The organism is Clavibacter sp. VKM Ac-2873 (assembly GCF_015351075.1).
Taxonomy (GTDB): Bacteria; Actinomycetota; Actinomycetes; order Actinomycetales; family Microbacteriaceae; genus Clavibacter.
Map to the genome: position 1 here is coordinate 1,120,795 of NZ_JADKRS010000001.1, position 15,076 is coordinate 1,135,870.

13 protein-coding genes and 3 tRNA genes are annotated in these 15,076 nt (G+C 73.3%); 6 read left to right on the forward strand and 10 right to left on the reverse strand.

What is annotated here, in order from left to right:
• From ftsH to tilS, 3 genes are all read right to left on the reverse strand, one after another.
• Entirely contained in the window at positions 1 to 2,001 is a 2,001-nt protein-coding gene (gene ftsH / locus ITJ44_RS05155) for an ATP-dependent zinc metalloprotease FtsH (RefSeq protein WP_194633648.1), read from the reverse strand.
• 157 nt (positions 2,002 to 2,158) lie between these two features.
• Entirely contained in the window at positions 2,159 to 2,710 is a 552-nt protein-coding gene (hpt, locus tag ITJ44_RS05160; protein WP_194633649.1) for a hypoxanthine phosphoribosyltransferase, read from the reverse strand.
• A 1-nt stretch (position 2,711) separates the two neighbouring features.
• On the reverse strand, positions 2,712 to 3,737 hold the full coding sequence (gene tilS / locus ITJ44_RS05165) for a tRNA lysidine(34) synthetase TilS (RefSeq protein WP_194633650.1): 1,026 nt from the start codon (positions 3,735 to 3,737) through the stop codon (positions 2,712 to 2,714).
• Positions 3,738 to 3,791: 54 nt separating this feature from the next.
• Between tilS and ppa the strand changes: the two genes are divergently transcribed.
• Entirely contained in the window at positions 3,792 to 4,313 is a 522-nt protein-coding gene (gene ppa / locus ITJ44_RS05170; RefSeq protein WP_194633651.1) for an inorganic diphosphatase, read from the forward strand.
• A gap of 98 nt (positions 4,314 to 4,411) precedes the next feature.
• Here ppa and ITJ44_RS05175 read toward each other — a convergent pair whose 3' ends face one another.
• Together ITJ44_RS05175 and ITJ44_RS05180 are read right to left on the reverse strand one after the other, a co-directional pair.
• Positions 4,412 to 5,779, reverse strand: a complete 1,368-nt coding sequence (locus ITJ44_RS05175) for an NlpC/P60 family protein (protein ID WP_194633652.1) — start codon at positions 5,777 to 5,779, stop codon at positions 4,412 to 4,414.
• 13 nt (positions 5,780 to 5,792) lie between these two features.
• On the reverse strand, positions 5,793 to 7,091 hold the full coding sequence (locus tag ITJ44_RS05180) for a murein hydrolase activator EnvC (protein WP_194633653.1): 1,299 nt from the start codon (positions 7,089 to 7,091) through the stop codon (positions 5,793 to 5,795).
• 426 nt (positions 7,092 to 7,517) lie between these two features.
• On the opposite strand from ITJ44_RS05180, the gene ITJ44_RS05185 reads away from it, so the two are divergent.
• From ITJ44_RS05185 to ITJ44_RS05195, 3 genes are all read left to right on the forward strand, one after another.
• A tRNA-Glu gene (locus tag ITJ44_RS05185) sits at positions 7,518 to 7,593 on the forward strand.
• A 21-nt stretch (positions 7,594 to 7,614) separates the two neighbouring features.
• Positions 7,615 to 7,691, forward strand: a tRNA-Asp gene (locus ITJ44_RS05190).
• Between the two features lie 69 nt (positions 7,692 to 7,760).
• Positions 7,761 to 7,836: transfer RNA gene (locus ITJ44_RS05195), tRNA-Phe, on the forward strand.
• Between the two features lie 52 nt (positions 7,837 to 7,888).
• On the opposite strand, the gene ITJ44_RS05200 is transcribed toward ITJ44_RS05195, so the two are convergent.
• The gene (locus tag ITJ44_RS05200; protein ID WP_194633654.1) at positions 7,889 to 8,437 is read right to left on the reverse strand and encodes an O-acetyl-ADP-ribose deacetylase; all 549 of its coding nucleotides are present in this window, start codon (positions 8,435 to 8,437) and stop codon (positions 7,889 to 7,891) included.
• A 46-nt stretch (positions 8,438 to 8,483) separates the two neighbouring features.
• A complete protein-coding gene (locus tag ITJ44_RS05205; RefSeq protein WP_194633655.1) occupies positions 8,484 to 9,647 on the reverse strand; it encodes an acyltransferase family protein in 1,164 nt (387 codons plus the stop codon).
• A 358-nt stretch (positions 9,648 to 10,005) separates the two neighbouring features.
• Between ITJ44_RS05205 and ITJ44_RS05210 the strand changes: the two genes are divergently transcribed.
• A complete protein-coding gene (locus ITJ44_RS05210) occupies positions 10,006 to 11,841 on the forward strand; it encodes a glycoside hydrolase family 15 protein (protein ID WP_194633656.1) in 1,836 nt (611 codons plus the stop codon).
• 41 nt (positions 11,842 to 11,882) lie between these two features.
• On the opposite strand, the gene ITJ44_RS05215 is transcribed toward ITJ44_RS05210, so the two are convergent.
• A complete protein-coding gene (locus tag ITJ44_RS05215) occupies positions 11,883 to 12,623 on the reverse strand; it encodes a YqjF family protein (protein ID WP_194633657.1) in 741 nt (246 codons plus the stop codon).
• On the reverse strand, positions 12,620 to 13,132 hold the full coding sequence (locus ITJ44_RS05220; protein WP_194633658.1) for a MarR family winged helix-turn-helix transcriptional regulator: 513 nt from the start codon (positions 13,130 to 13,132) through the stop codon (positions 12,620 to 12,622). The genes ITJ44_RS05215 and ITJ44_RS05220 overlap by 4 nt, the downstream gene beginning before the upstream one ends.
• 79 nt (positions 13,133 to 13,211) lie before the next feature.
• Here ITJ44_RS05220 and ITJ44_RS05225 point away from each other — a divergent pair, with 79 nt between their 5' ends.
• Complete coding sequence (locus ITJ44_RS05225; protein ID WP_194633659.1) at positions 13,212 to 14,030, forward strand: TspO/MBR family protein; 819 nt, start codon at positions 13,212 to 13,214, stop codon at positions 14,028 to 14,030.
• On the opposite strand, the gene ITJ44_RS05230 is transcribed toward ITJ44_RS05225, so the two are convergent.
• On the reverse strand, positions 14,027 to 15,070 hold the full coding sequence (locus tag ITJ44_RS05230) for an NAD-dependent epimerase/dehydratase family protein (protein ID WP_370551619.1): 1,044 nt from the start codon (positions 15,068 to 15,070) through the stop codon (positions 14,027 to 14,029). The two genes, ITJ44_RS05225 and ITJ44_RS05230, sit on opposite strands and share 4 nt — an antisense overlap.
• Positions 15,071 to 15,076 lie beyond the last annotated feature (6 nt).

Sequence of the window (15,076 nt, forward strand, 5' to 3'; positions counted from 1 at the left end):
TCACGCCGTCGCGGGACGCGGGAAGGGCGAGCGCTTCGGCTTGCCGGCCGGCGGCTCCGAGTCCACCGCGCCGTCGACGACGCCCTGGTCGATGGGCGCCTTCTGCGGCATGGCCACGGGAGGCAGGTCCGACAGCGGGCGCTTGTCGCTCGACAGCCACTGCGGGCGCGGCGGCAGCTTCTTGACGTCCGCGAAGATCGCCGCGAGCTGGTCGTGGTCGAGCGTCTCCTTCTCGAGGAGCTCGGTCGCCAGGCGGTCCAGCACGTCGCGGTTGTCGTTGATGACCTGCCACGCCTCGTCGTGCGCGCCGTCGAGGAGCGCGCGCACCTCGGCGTCGACCGTGAGGGCCATGTCCTCCGAGTAGTCGCGTCCGCCGCCGAGCTCGCGCCCGAGGAACGGCTCGCCGGAGCTGGAGCCGAGCTTCACGGATCCGACCTTGGCGCTCATGCCGTACTCGGTGACCATGCGGCGGGCCGTGGACGTGGCCTTCTCGATGTCGTTCGACGCGCCCGTGGTGGGGTCGTGGAACACGATCTCCTCGGCGACGCGACCGCCCATGGCGTACGCGAGCTGGTCGAGCAGCTCGTTGCGGGTGACGGAGTACTTGTCCTCGAGCGGCAGCACCATCGTGTAGCCGAGGGCGCGGCCGCGGGGCAGGATCGTGACCTTGGTGACGGGATCCGTGTTGTTCATGGCCGCTGCCGCGAGCGCGTGGCCGCCCTCGTGGTACGCGGTGATGAGCTTCTCGTGGTCGCGCATGATGCGGCTGCGGCGCTGGGGGCCGGCCATGACGCGGTCGACGGCCTCGTCGAGCGCGCGGTCGTCGATGAGCTGGGCGTTGGAGCGCGCCGTGAGGAGGGCTGCCTCGTTGAGGACGTTCGCGAGGTCGGCGCCGGTGAACCCGGGCGTCTTGCGGGCGAGGACCTCGAGGTCGACGCCCGAGGCGAGCGGCTTGCCGCGCCCGTGCACCTCGAGGATCTGCTTGCGGCCCTGCAGGTCGGGGGCGTCGACGCCGATCTGGCGGTCGAAGCGGCCGGGGCGCAGGAGCGCGGGGTCGAGGACGTCGGGCCGGTTGGTGGCCGCGATGAGGATGACGTTGGTCTTGACGTCGAAGCCGTCCATCTCCACGAGGAGCTGGTTGAGGGTCTGCTCGCGCTCGTCGTTGCCACCGCCGACGCCGGCGCCGCGGTGGCGGCCGACCGCGTCGATCTCGTCGACGAAGATGATGGCCGGCGCGTTCTGCTTGGCCTGCTCGAACAGGTCGCGCACCCGGCTCGCGCCGACGCCCACGAACATCTCGACGAAGTCGGATCCGGAGATCGAGTAGAAGGGCACGCCCGCCTCGCCCGCGACGGCGCGCGCGAGCAGGGTCTTGCCGGTGCCGGGAGGGCCGTACAGCAGGACGCCCTTGGGGATGCGGGCACCGACGGCCTGGAACTTCGCGGGCTCCTTGAGGAAGTCCTTGATCTCCTCGAGCTCCTCGATGGCCTCGTCCGACCCGGCGACGTCGGCGAACGTGACCTTCGGGGAGTCCTTGGAGGCGAGCTTCGCCTTCGACTTGCCGAACTGCATGACGCGGTTCCCGCCGCCCTGCATGCCGGAGAACATGATCCAGATGAAGAAGCCGATGAGCAGGAGCGGCAGCAGGATGCTGAACGCCGAGAGGAGCCAGCTCGGCTGCGGCACCTGGTCGTCGAAGCCCTCGGCGGGGTTCGCCGTCGTGATGGCGGAGACGATCTCGGTCCCGCGCTGCGCGACGTAGTTGAACTGCACCATGGTGCCGTTGTCGCCGTCGGCGCTCGCGAGCGTGAGGTCCACGCGCTGCTCGCCGTCGATGATCTTGGCGGAGGCGACCTTGCCGTCCTGGATCAGCTCGAGGCCGTGCTGCGTGGTGATGGTCTTGTAGCCGGATCCGGTGATGAGGCTGAAGCCCACGGACACCACGACGATGGCGAGGACGACGATCAGGATCGGGCTGCGGAGGAGTTTCTTGAAGTTCATGAGCGTAGGGGCGCGGGCCCGACACCTTTCTGCCCGTGCCGCGCCGTACGGCGACGAGATGTCTCGAGGATACAAGCGGCCGTCTGGGCGTGACCGCGGTGTTCGCCGCCAGCCGAACGTGCGCCGGCATGGAGGCGGGTAAGAGGGGCGGGGCGGCTCAGCTGTAGACGTGCGGCGCGAGGATCGCGACGTCGCGGAGGTTGCGGTACCGCTCCGCGTAGTCGAGCCCGTAGCCGACCACGAAGTCGTCGGGGATCTCGAAGCCCACGTACTTCACGTCGACCGCGATCTTCGCGGCCTCGGGCTTGCGGAGCAGCGCGCACACCTCGACGCTCTCGGCGCCGCGCGAGCGCAGGTTCGCCAGCAGCCAGGAGAGCGTGAGACCGGAGTCGATGATGTCCTCGACGATGAGCACGCGCCGCCCGGTGAGGTCGGCGTCGAGGTCCTTGAGGATGCGGACGACGCCGCTCGACTTGGTGCCGGAGCCGTAGGAGCTGACGGCCATCCAGTCCATGTGGATCGGCAGCGCGAGCTCGCGGGCGAGGTCGGCCATGACCATGACCGCGCCCTTGAGGACGCCCACGAGGAGCAGCTCCTCCCCCGGGTGGTCGCGCTCGATCTCGCGGCACATCTCGGCGATGCGGCCGTGGATCTCCTCCTCGGTGTGGAGGACCTCGGTCAGGTCGTCGGCGATGTCGGTGGATCTCATGTCACTCTTCCGTCGTCCTGGCGCTGAGGACGATGAGCTCGTCCTTGCGTACGACCCTAACGCCCGGCAGGTCGACGGGCCCCTGCCCGTGCCAGTCGGTGACGAGCCGCGCGACCTCCAGGACGTGCGTCCGCGAGAGGTGCGATGCGAACTCCTCGCGCGCGGCGAGGCGGATCAGCCGGTGCCGCAGCGCGGGCGGCGCGGCGAGGAGGGACGCGACCTCGAGGGAGATGCCCGCCTCCGCGTGGTCGGCGATCTCCTCGATCATCTCGGCGGCGAAGTGCTCGAGCGCGTCGTCGTCCTCGCGCAGCTGGTCCGCCGTGCGGGCGAGCGCCTCCGCGATGCCGGGGCCGAGCTCGCGCTCGAGGACGGGCAGCACGTCGTGGCGGACGCGCACGCGGGCGTAGGCGGGATCGGCGTTGTGCGGGTCCTGCCACGGGTCGAGGCCCTGGTCGGCGCACGCGGCGCGGGTGACGGCCGCGCGGATCCCGAGCAGCGGCCTGAGGTGCACGGCGTCGGCGGCGCGCGCGGGCGTCGACGCGGCCATGCCGTGCAGGCTTGTCGCGCCGGCCCCCCTCGCCAGCCCGAGCAGCACGGTCTCCGCCTGGTCGTCGAGGGTGTGGGCGAGGAGCAGCGCACGGGATCCGGTCTCCCGGAGCGCGTCGTCGAACGCGGCGTACCGGGCGGCGCGCGCGGCGGCCTCGGGGCCGGATGCGCCCGGCTCCACCCGCACGCGCGTCACGACGACCGGCGCGAGGCCGAGGGCGCGCGCCGCGTCGGCCGCCCGCGCGGCGACCGCGGCGGATCCCTCCTGGAGTCCGTGGTCGACGACGACCGCCCCCACGGCGACGCCCGCGCGGGGGCCCTCGAAGGCGGCCGCCGCGGCCAGCGCGAGCGAGTCGGCGCCCCCGGAGAGGGCGACGAGGGCGGAGCGGGGCGATGACGGGTCGAGCCCCGCGAGCGCCCCGCGGACCGCCCGCCGGAGGTCCGCGACGGCGGGCGTGAGACGGGGGCGCTCGGAGGGCATCCACTAACGTTATGGCAGCATCCCGCCCACGTCAGAACCACGAGGAGCACGCGCATGGCCAGCTACGACGTCGTCGTCGAAATCCCCAAGGGGTCCCGCAACAAGTACGAGGTCGACCACGAGACGGGCCGCGTGTACCTCGACCGCGTGCTCTTCACGTCGTTCGTCTACCCCACCGACTACGGCTACTTCGAGAACACCCTCGGCCTCGACGGCGACCCCGTCGACGTGCTCGTGCTGCTCGAGTACCCCGTCTTCCCCGGCGTCGGCGTCTCCGTCCGCCCCGTGGGCGTGTTCAACATGAGCGACGAGGCCGGCATCGACTCCAAGGTGATCGCCGTCCCCGCGAAGGACCCGCGCTGGGCCCGCATCCAGGACATCGACGACGTGCCGCAGCAGACGCGCAACGAGATCGAGCACTTCTTCGAGCACTACAAGGACCTCGAGCCCGGCAAGTGGGTCAAGACGGAAGGCTGGGGCGACGCCGCGGAGGCCGAGCGCATCGTGCAGGCCGGCTTCGAGAAGCTCCAGGCCGAGGGCCACGGCCACGGCGGCGAGCCGGAGGAGGACGCCTGATCCGCGTCACCCGGTGAGCCCGCGCGGCTGACACGACGACGCCCGCCCCCGCAGCTGCGGTGAGGCGGGCGTCGTCGAGTCCGGGCGTCCGGGCGGGATCAGCCGGGTCGACCGACGTAGGGCATGATGTCGCTGCCGCCCCAGAGGCCCTGGATCTTCACCACGTCGCCGGGCTTCGGCGCCGCGATGATGGTGTTCCCGCCGAGCGAGATGGCGTCGTGGTAGAAGCCGCTGCCGTCGTTCCAGAAGATGATGTCGCCGGCCTGGCGCTGCGAGAACGGCACGAGGCGACCCCTGGCCTGCATCGTGTTGTACTGGCTGCTCACCGAGTGGCTGCCGACGTCGATGCCCGCCGCGCGGTACGCCATCATCACGAGGCCCGAGCAGTCCCACACGTTCGGGCCGGCACCGCCGAGGACGTAGGACTCGCCGAGCTGGGCCTTCGCGAACCCGATGGCGACCTGCGCGGCGTTGCCGGAGGGAGCCGGGGCCGGCGCGGGAGCGGGCGCCGGGCCGGGCGCGGGACGCGACGGCTGCTGCGGGGCCGGCTGCTGGGGTGCGGGGGCGCTCGATCCCCCGCCGGACGAGGACCCGCCCCCGCCGGACGAGGACCCGCCCCCGCCGGACGAGGACCCGCCCCCGCCGGACGAGGACCCGCCCCCGCCCGAGCCACCCGACGAGGCCGCAGGGGCGGCCACGGGCGCGGGGATCGGGGGCTGCGTGATGCCCTGGATGTACTGCGCCTCGATCTCCGAGGTGGAGTCCTTCAGCAGCGCCAGCTGCGCGATGAGCTGGTCGCTGTTGCGCGTCTGCTCGGTGACCGCGGCCTGCGCGGTCGCGGCGGCGGAGTTCGCGTCGTCGAGCGCCTTCTGCGCCTCGTCCGCGAGCCGGGCGAGCTCGTCCTTCGCGACCTGCGCCTGGTCGCTCAGCGACGCGGCGCTGTTGCGGTCCGCGAGCGCCTGCTGGTACACGGACTGCGTGCTCTCGGAGAGCTTCGTCATGGTGCCGAGCGACCGCAGCAGACCCTCGGCGTCGTCGCCGTCGGACGCGAACAGGCTCGCCGTGATGTCCTGGCCGCCGGCCCGCGCGAGGTGGCTCGCGAGGAGCCCGGCCCGCATCCGGCTGGTGAGGGCCGTGGCCTGGGCCTCGTCGGACTTCTTCTGCAGGCGAGACAGCTCGTCGGCCTTCGCGTCGCGCGCGGCCTGCGCCTCGGCGTACTTCTCGCCGGCGATCAGCGCGGCCTTGTTGGACTGGTCGGCGGACTCCTGCAGCCCGGTCACCAGCTCGGTCACGCGGTCGATGGCCGCCTGCGTGTCGGCCTGGTTCGCCTTCGCCGCCTGCACGTCGGCCCACGAGGGGTAGTCGGTCGCGGCGAACGCGGTCTGGGCGGCGACGCCGCTGGACACCGCGATCACCCCCACGGCGAGCGTGGAGATGACGACCGTGGTCGGGCGGAGGTGGTTCATGTCGTTCCTCATGTCAATGCGTGCTGCTGATGGAGACGCCCTGGCCGTGCATGAACGCCACCGGGTCGGTGGGGTTCCCGTTGATGCGGATCTCGAAGTGCTCGTGGCAGCCGGTCGAGCCGCCGGTGGTCCCGGTGAGCGCGACGGGCTGGCCCGCCACGACGTGCTGGCCGACGTGCACGAGCGTGCCGCCGTTGGCGATGTGGCCGTAGGCGGAGGAGATTCCTCCGCCGTAGTCGATCCGGAGGTAGTTGCCGTAGCCGCCGTTCCAGAACACCGCCGCGACCGTCCCCTCGTGCACGGCGTACTGCGGGGCGCCGCAGGTGTTGCCGCCCAGGACGAGGTCCTCGCCGGCGTGGAAGATCATGCGGTGGTAGATGGGGTGGAAGCGGGGGCCGTAGAAGCCGCTCGTGTGCGCCCCCGGGAGAGGAGCCGTCCAGCCGGATGCGCTGATCGCGCCCGATGACACACCGCCCGCGGCGCTGCCCTGGCTGGCGGCGAGCGCGTCGGCGTCGGCCTGGCGCTTGCGCACGCCGGCCTGGTAGTCGTCCTCGGTGGCCTCGCGGTTCTCCGACATGACCTGGAGCTTCGCGTCGGCGTCGGCCTTCTGGGCGCTCTGGTCCTCGAGCGCCTGCTCCAGGTCGGCCTGCGCCTGCGTGGCGTCCTGCAGGAGCTGGTCGGCCTTCGCCTTCAGCGCGTCGAGCTCGGTGAGGGCGACCTGCGCCTGGTCGCTCAGGGACTTCGCCGCGTTGCGGTCCTGCAGCGCGATCGCGTAGATCTGGTCCGACTTCTCGGCGACCTTGCTCATCGTGCCGAGCTTGTCGAGGAGGTCGTCCGTGCCGTCGCCCTCGCTGAGGAGGAGGGTGCCGGAGAGGTTCTGCCCGCCGGAGCGCATGAGCTGCTTGGCGAGGCCGGCCGCCTGCTCCTGCGACTTCGTCGCCTTCGCGTCCGCCGCATCGACCTTCTGCTGCAGCTGGACGGTCTCCTCGTACTTGTCGTCGGCGTCCTGCTGCGCCTTGTCGTGCTCCTCGCCGCGCTTCGTCACGAGGTCCTGCGCGTCGGTGACCTTCTGCTGGAGGGACGCGATCTCGTCGTTGATCCTCTGGACGAGCGCCTGCTGCGCCTGCTCGTCGCCGCGCGCCTTCTGCAACTCGTCCCACGAGGCGAAGGTGTCGGCGTGGGCGGGAGCGGCGATCGACCCGGTGAGGAGCACGGCGGCGACGGCGACGATGGCCTGGAGGCTGCGGCGGCCGCGCGGGCGCGATCGCGCGGCGCCCGTGGTGCGCGTTCTCCGGAGGAGGTCGTGGTGCATGGTGATCCCGATCATCGTGTCGCCCGGCTGGCCGGCTGTGCCTCCCTGCAGGGCCGGCGGGGAGCGCGGATCACATCCGTCACACCTTCACCGGCTCTCACAGTAGCAACGGGGTCGCGCGGCGCACAGCGCGCCGACGCGGGGATCCACGCTGGGGATCCCCTCCCCGAGGAGGGTCGAGCGAAGGCTAACCCGGCGGCAGGGCGCCTCCGGGGCAGCGCGCTGGCCGTGTCGCGAACCTGGCAGGGCGCCCGGAAGGCCCTGCGCGGCGGCTCCCGCGGGCCCCGCGCCCGCCGGCGACACGCCGCCCGATCCGCATGCCGCCGGGGGCCGGGCCGGCGCGGGGACGGCCGATTTGAGTCCTCGCCCGGAGTGCGGTTATGCTGACGTGTCGGTTGCTGCGAGACCTGGTCCGCCAGGGCGAGCGGCCCCATCGTTTAGTGGCCTAGGACGGCGCCCTTTCACGGCGTTAACACGGGTTCGAATCCCGTTGGGGTCACCAGGCAATGTGATCGACATGCAAGGCCCTGTAGCGCAGCTGGTTAGCGTGCCGCCCTGTCACGGCGGAGGTCGCGGGTTCAAGTCCCGTCAGGGTCGCCACGGATATGAGCCCTCTCTCACGAGAGGGCTTCTGTCCGATGTGGGCGTCTTCTCGCAAGCCGCCCGCTCGCCTGGGTAGCTCAGTTGGTAGAGCGTTCGACTGAAAATCGAAAGGTCCGCGGATCGACGCCGCGTCCAGGCACCATCCGCCGGTCCCCGTCCTCGACGGCAGGGCCGGCGTCGTCGTTCCCGCCCCGTCACGGCGGCCCGTCTCCGGCGTCGGACGCGAGCGCCGCCTCGAAGGCCGCGAGCACCGCGTCCGAGAACAGGACGAAGCGCACCAGCTCGAGGCCGTCGCCCGCTCCGTCGTCGAGCGCCGCGCGCACCGCGGCCACCGCCACGCGCGCCGCGTCGTCGACCGGCCAGCCGTAGACGCCGGCGGAGACCGCGGGGAAGGCGACGCTGCGGATCCCCAACGCCTGGGCCACCTCGATCGACCGGCGGTACGCGCTCGCGAGCACCGCGGTGCGGTCGTCGGACGCCGACCAGACGGGTCCGACCGTGTGGATCACGTGGCGCGCGACCAGGCGGAAGCCCGGGGTCGCGATCGCGTCGCCGGCGGGGAGGCCGTCGGGCAGCTCCTCCGCGCGGATGCGGCGGCACGCAGCGAGCAGCTCGGGGCCGGCCGCGCGGTGGATCGCGCCGTCCACTCCCCCGCCGCCGAGGAGCGACGAGTTCGCCGCGTCCACGATCGCGTCGACGTCCTGCCGGGTGATGTCGCCGCGCACGGCCTCGAGCTCGGTCATGGATCCAGCCTGGCCCGGCGGCGACGCGGCGTGCGGACGACCCGGGTCAGCTCCGCGCGGCGTCCGCGGCGGCGGGGGCGCGACCGGCCGTCAGCCAGCGCGGGCCCTCGAGCATCCAGCGCAGCCGGGAGCCCAGGACCGCGGCGCCGATGATCCGGCTCGCGACCACGACGGGGACCAGCAGCGCGATCGGCAGGATCGCGCCCCACAGCTGCGTGTGCTGTTGCAGGGCGGGCACGACGCCCGTCGCCTTGAGGGCGGCGCTCAGCGCGGAGACGATGAAGATGTGGAAGACGTACACCGGCAGCGTCTGGCGCCCGACCCAGCGCAGCGCCCGGGCGAGCGGGTTCGCCATGCCGACGACCGCGAGGACCTGGTTGCTCGCGACCAGGGCGACCGCCGCGATCGCGAAGGTCAGGATCAGGCCGTTCCCCGTGGCGCGCAGGGCGGCGAAGACGCCGACGTACGCGAGGACCGCGACGACCGCCGAGAGGCGCGTCGCGCGGCGCATGAGCGACAGCCATGCATCGCGTCCGACGACGCCCGCGTAGAACCACACGAGGTTCGCCGCGATGGAGCTGAGCTTGACCGCGTCCATCGGCTCGGTGAGGAGGCCCGCCGTCAGCGGCTTGAGGAGCGGTGCGGCGGCCGCCAGCGCGGCGAAGGGGATCAGCGCCCACGCCCGGCGATCGCCGAGCAGGCGCGTGCACGCCCACGCCACGAGGAAGAACACGGGCAGCGCCCAGAGGTACCAGTACGAGGTGGGCAGGACGAGGCTGAGCGCGAGCTCCCCCGGCGTCGGCGCCGCGCCGCCGCCGCGCGCCTGCGGCACGAAGAGGCGCGCGAGGAACAGCAGCGTCCAGATGGCGTAGACGGAGGAGATGCCGAGGGTCCGTCCGCGGGTCTGCCCCAGCGGACGCTCCACGGCGCGCATCGCGAGGAAGCCGGAGATGAAGAAGAACAGCGGCATGCGCAGCGGCGCGAACGCGGAGCTGACGTCCCACCAGAGGGCCGCGGCGCCCTCGTTGACCTCGTTCTCGTACATGAGGGAGAGGTGCAGGAGGACGACGAGGACCATGCACGCGCCTTTGCCGGCGTCGATCCACTCGAAGCGGGGACGATCGGCGGCCGTGGCGGCGGCAGCAGGGGCGGGGCGGATGACGGGGTTCGCGCGCGCGCGGGCGCGCGGTCGCATGGAGGGGAGGGCCATGGCTCTTCTCTGATGCGCCGACGAGGGGTCGGGTAGCCCGTGCGAGCGGCGCGGTGTTCGGGTCCGGTGATCGTATCCCCGGCCCACGCCGGCGCGCGTCCCCCCGAGAGGGGCACGACGCGGGGGACCCGCGCGGACGACGCTGTCCGACGGGCCGCGACCGGAACCGTTCGGGTGGGCTCCGGGCACATCAGGGAGATTCGGAGCCCGAAGGAGTCCGGATGGGACGGCTCGGCGCTCCGGGCGGCGCTCTCGGCGGGCTGCCCTGTCCGCGGCCGGACGACGGCCCGGTCGCCGGGAGGCCACCCGGGGATACTGGAGGGGTCGGTGCCCTCCTGCCGGCATCGACAGGAGTCCCATGTCCCAGCCCGCATCCCGCCCCGCCCCCGAGCGCACCGACGGCTACGTCGCGCTCCGCAGCTACGCCGCCATCGGGGACGGGCGCACCGTCGCGCTCATCGCGGAGGACGGCGACATCGACTGGCTCCCGCTCCCGAACCTGCACACGCCGCCCGCGTTCGCCGCGATCCTCGACGCCCCGCACGGCGGCCGGATCACGCTGCGTCCGGACGAGGACTTCGAGGTGACGCGCGCCTACGTGCCCGGCACCAACGTGCTGACCACCACGTTCACGACCGCGTCCGGCAGCGCGCGCGTCACCGACGCCCTCGTGACGGGCGTCGCCGGGCGGCTGCCGTGGTCCGAGCTCGGGCGCCGGATCGACGGGATCTCGGGCGAGGTGGCCATGAGCTGGCTCGTCGCGCCGGGCACGGCGCTCGGCACGTCCTCCCCCTGGGTGCAGGCGACGCACAACGGCCCCGTGATCCGCGTGGACGGCGTGACCCTCGCGGTCGTCGGCCTCGACCACGGGCCCGCCGAGCCCGGGACCCAGTCGCTGTCCGGCGCGTTCACGACGACGGAGGGATCGCGCCACGTCCTCACGATGGTGGGGACCGAGCGGGAGCCCGTGCGGATCCCGAACCCGGAGATCGTCGACGAGGGCATCGACCGCACCATCCGCAACTGGGAGGGCTGGAGCGCCGAGTTCCGGTACGACGGCGAGTGGGCGGACGCCGTGCAGCGCAGCGCGCTCGCGCTCAAGCTGCTCGTGCACGCGCCGACCGGATCCATCGCCGCGGCCGCGACGACCTCGCTCCCCGAGCGGATGGGCGGCGGCAAGAACTGGGACTACCGCTTCGCCTGGGTGCGCGACCTCGCCTACACGGTGAACGCGCTGGTGAGGTTCGGGCTCCGCGAGGAGACGCACGCGGCGGTGTCGTGGATGCTCCGCACGATCCGCGACAACGGCCCCGAGCTCCACGTCTTCTACTCGCTCGAGGGCGGCGTGCCCGAGGGCAGCGCGAACCCGGAGGTGCCGGGCTGGCGCGGCGTGGGGCCCGTCGTGGACGGCAACGACGCGCAGTCGCAGCTGCAGCTGGGCGTGTTCGGCGACCTGTTCGACGTGGTGCGCACGTACGTCCGCGACGGCAACGTGCTCGACGCCGACACCGGCCGGCTGCTCGCGACCTTCGCCGACCGGACGTGCGACATGTGGCAGAAGCGCGACGCCGGCATGTGGGAGCTCGAGGACGAGCAGCACTACACGACCTCGAAGCTCGGCTGCTGGCAGGCGCTCGACTGCGCCGTCGAGCTCGCGGAGCTCGGGCAGATCCCCGGGGTGCCGGACCGGTGGCGGGCCGAGCGCGACCGGATCCGCACCTGGGTCGAGGAGGAGTGCTGGGACGAGGGTCGCGGCGCGTACGTCATGCACCCGGGCAGCCAGCGGCTCGACGCGAGCATCCTGCTGCACTCGATCTCCGGCTTCGACCGCGGCGAGCGCATGTCCCGCACGCTCGACGCGCTGCGCTCGGAGCTCGGCCGCGGGCCGCTCCTGTACCGCTACTCCGGCATGCCGGAGGAGGAGGGCACCTTCGTCGCGTGCGGGTTCTGGATGGCGGGCGCGCTCGCCTGCGTCGGCCGCATGGACGAGGCGCGGGAGCTCATGGACCAGCTGGTCGCGCTCGGCAACGACGTCGGCCTGTACTCCGAGATGATCGACGCCGACGACGACGCGTTCCTCGGCAACCTGCCGCAGGGGCTCAGCCACCTCGCGCTGGTGAGCGCGGCGCTGACGATCCACGAGCTGTCGGGCGGGCGCAAGCGCTCGACCCGGACGCCGCGCGCGAAGCGGTAGCAGGGGGCGGTAGCGAGCGGCGGTGACGGGCGCAGCGCGGCCTAGGCGCGCGGGTGGAGCGGACCGGCGAACTCCGTGCGGACGCCGCGGGAGAACAGCACGGAGTCGGGCGCGCGGTCGACGACGCCCGGGAGGCCCGCGGCCGCGACCAGCTCGTCGTCGAGGTCCACCAGCTCGGCGCGCTGCAGGGTCCACGCGTCGTGCGTGTTCGGCCAGTAGCGCGTGACCCCGCCACGGGCCACGTGCATGCCCCAGCGGGCGGTGAGGAAGTCGGCGAGCGGATCCCCCTCCACCTCCTCGCCGAGCGGGCGCACGGACAGGCGCGACGCCGGGCGGGAGCCCGTGTGCCGGCGGGACGTGTAGGTGATGACGCCGTCGCGCTCCTCGTGCGTCATCGACGCCCACATGTACGGCAGGCCGAGGCCCACGCGGGCGCCGATCGTGGGCAGGAGCTTCGCGGCCTCGAGCGAGCGGAAGACCACGCCGCGGCGGCCGTCGTCGCCGACGCTGTAGAGCCGCACGTTGAGCTCGGCGAAGGTGCCGGCCCACGGCACGGCGGGCAGCGGCGGGAACGCGCTGCGGGACAGGACGAACGGGATGAGGCCGACCCAGCTGGATCCGTCGTGGACGTCGGGGCGCGTGCCCGGCGGCAGGAGCGGGGCGACGAGCGCCGGATCCACGCGCCAGTGGACGAAGGCGAGGTCGCTCCAGACCTGGCGGATGACCGCGCGGCCGGGGAGGTCGGGGGCGACGGCGGAGACGGGATCCGCGGGGCGGGTCATCGGGCGCGCCCCGGGGATGCGGCGGTCTCGGCGGACGCCGCGGGCGCGCCGGCGGCGGCATGGGCGTCGGCGTCGGCGTCAGGAGCGGCGGGCGCCGGCCGGCCGGCGGCGCGGATCACGTCGATGAGGCCCCGGCGCATCTCCTCCGAGCGGGCGAGCTCGGGGACGACGTCCTGCTCGAGGGCCTGCGCGCGCTCCCAGGCGTCGGCGCCGGCCGCGGTGCGGGCGACGACGTGGCGGCGGCGGTCGGCCGGGTCCGGGGCGCGGGACACGAGCCCCTCCCGCTCCAGCCGCTCGAGCGTGCGCGACATGGTCTGCGTCTCGACGTGCGCGGAGCGGGCGAGCTGGATCTGGCTGAGCGGCCCGTCGCGCAGCAGGTGCAGCGCGATGAGGCCCGCGTGCGTGACGCCGAGGGTCGTGAGCGCCTCCGACCACGCGTGCTCGACCGCGCGCGCGGCCGTGGACAGCAGCCGCCCCGTGGGCCAGCTGGCGAGCTCGTCGTCCTGCATCGCACCTCTCCTGCTACAGTTATCGTCAGCAGGCTTACTATCCGCCTGCTGACATTCCCATCGTAGAGGAGCAGGCCGCATGGGCACCGTGAAGGACATCGTCCGCCAGATCGTCGTCATCTCGAGCATGGCGTTCGCCGTCATCGGCTCCGCGTTCGGCTCGGGCGCGTTCAGCGACCGCAGCATCCAGGACGCGTCGAGCGGCGCCCTCAGCGCGAGCTACACGCCCGTCGCCCCGGACGGCCCCGCGTTCTCGATCTGGAGCGTCATCTACCTCGGGCTCGTCGCGTACACGATCTGGCAGGCGCTCCCGGCGCAGCGCGCCGACGCGCGCCAGCGCCGGGTCGGCTACCCCGTCGCCGTGACCCTCGTGCTCAACGCCGCGTGGATCCTCACGGCCCAGGCCGGGGCCCTCGTGCTCAGCGGCGTGGTCATCGTCGCGCTGCTCGTGACGCTCATCTGGGTCTTCCGCGCGCTGATGGCCACGCGGCCCGGGAACGCGGTGGAGGGGGTCGTGCTCGACGGCACGATGGGCCTCTACCTCGGCTGGGTGAGCGTCGCGACGATCGCGAACATCACCTCGATCCTCACGGCGTCCGGGTTCCGGCCGGGCACGACGGGGCGCGACGCCTGGGCGGTCGCGCTGCTCGCGGTCGCGGGCCTCGTCGGCGTCCTGCTGGCGCTCCGCGACGGCGGGCGGCTCGCGCCCTCCGCGGCGATCGCCTGGGGCCTCGCGTGGGTCGCCGTCGGACGCCTCACGGGCGAGCTGCTGTCGACGCCGGCCGCCGTGGCGGCGCTCGTGGCGGCCGCCGCGGTCGTCGTGGTGACGCTCGTCGCGCGCGTCCGCGCCGGGTGGACCGGACGCGTCGCGGCGCGGCCGGCCGTCGCCGCCCGCTAGCCCGCCGCGGCCGCCCGGTACGCGGCGTCGGCCGCGTGCTTCGCGTCGACGAGCCGCTGGATCCGGCGGTCGGTGTCCGCGTCCGGCCGGGTGAGCTCGGGGTGCGCCGCCCGCCACGCGACGATGCCGCGCACGGCGAGGTGGAACGGGATCCGCGGCTGGAACGCCGGCACGAGCCGGCGGATCCGCGTGGTGTCGAACACCGCGCTGTGCGAGAGGTCGCCCCGCACGAGCTCCGACCATCCCCAGTCCGGCGCCACGACCGGGAACTGCTCCGCGGGCACGTGCACCAGCCGTGCCTCGACGCCGAGCGCGTCGGCGACGAGGTGGTGGATCCGGTCCCACGTGGAGACGTCGTCGCTCGTGATGTGCAGCGCCTCGCCGACCGCGCGCTCGTCGCCGAGGATCCCGACGAGGCCGACCGCGAAGTCGTCCGCATGCGTGAGCGTCCACAGCGACGTGCCGTCGCCCGGGACCACGACCTCGTCGCCGCGCGCGATGCGGTCGACGACGGTCCAGTCGCCCGCGAGCGGCGGGCTCGCCTCGTCGTACGTGTGGGACGGGCGGACGATCACCACGGGGAAGCCGCTCGCGGCGTGGTGGCGGAGGAAGGCATCCTCCATGGCGATCTTGTCGCGTGCATAGGAGAGGAACGGGTTCGCGCGGAGCGTCGACTCGGTGATCGGCGTCTGGAGCGCGGGCTTGCGGTAGATCGACGCCGAGCTGATGGCCACGAACTGGCGGGTGCGGCCGGCGAAGAGCTCCACGCGGCCGTCGGCGCCCGCGGCGTCGAAGGACAGGAAGTCGACGACCGCGTCGAAGGTGCGGTCGCCGATCGCGGCGAGGAGCGCGGCCGGATCCGTGACGTCGGCGATGCGGCTCGTCACCCCGTCGGGCGTGCCGCGGCCCTTCGCGTCGGCGCCGCGGTTGACGACCGTGACCTCCATCCCCGCGGTGACGGAGGCTCGCACGCAGGCGGCGCTGATGGTGCCCGTCCCGCCGAGGTAGAGCACGGACAGGGGTGCGGCGCCTGGGGTCACAAGGGT

Bases quoted from the DNA above. Each gene is read 5' to 3' on its own strand.
- ftsH (WP_194633648.1), bottom strand. From the start codon at position 2,001: ATGAACTTCAAGAAACTCCTCCGCAGCCCGATCCTGATCGTCGTCCTC.
- hpt (WP_194633649.1), bottom strand. From the start codon at position 2,710: ATGAGATCCACCGACATCGCCGACGACCTGACCGAGGTCCTCCACACC.
- tilS (WP_194633650.1), bottom strand. From the start codon at position 3,737: ATGCCCTCCGAGCGCCCCCGTCTCACGCCCGCCGTCGCGGACCTCCGG.
- ppa (WP_194633651.1), top strand. From the start codon at position 3,792: ATGGCCAGCTACGACGTCGTCGTCGAAATCCCCAAGGGGTCCCGCAAC.
- ITJ44_RS05175 (WP_194633652.1), bottom strand. From the start codon at position 5,779: ATGAACCACCTCCGCCCGACCACGGTCGTCATCTCCACGCTCGCCGTG.
- ITJ44_RS05180 (WP_194633653.1), bottom strand. From the start codon at position 7,091: ATGCACCACGACCTCCTCCGGAGAACGCGCACCACGGGCGCCGCGCGA.
- ITJ44_RS05200 (WP_194633654.1), bottom strand. From the start codon at position 8,437: ATGACCGAGCTCGAGGCCGTGCGCGGCGACATCACCCGGCAGGACGTC.
- ITJ44_RS05205 (WP_194633655.1), bottom strand. From the start codon at position 9,647: ATGGCCCTCCCCTCCATGCGACCGCGCGCCCGCGCGCGCGCGAACCCC.
- ITJ44_RS05210 (WP_194633656.1), top strand. From the start codon at position 10,006: ATGTCCCAGCCCGCATCCCGCCCCGCCCCCGAGCGCACCGACGGCTAC.
- ITJ44_RS05215 (WP_194633657.1), bottom strand. From the start codon at position 12,623: ATGACCCGCCCCGCGGATCCCGTCTCCGCCGTCGCCCCCGACCTCCCC.
- ITJ44_RS05220 (WP_194633658.1), bottom strand. From the start codon at position 13,132: ATGCAGGACGACGAGCTCGCCAGCTGGCCCACGGGGCGGCTGCTGTCC.
- ITJ44_RS05225 (WP_194633659.1), top strand. From the start codon at position 13,212: ATGGGCACCGTGAAGGACATCGTCCGCCAGATCGTCGTCATCTCGAGC.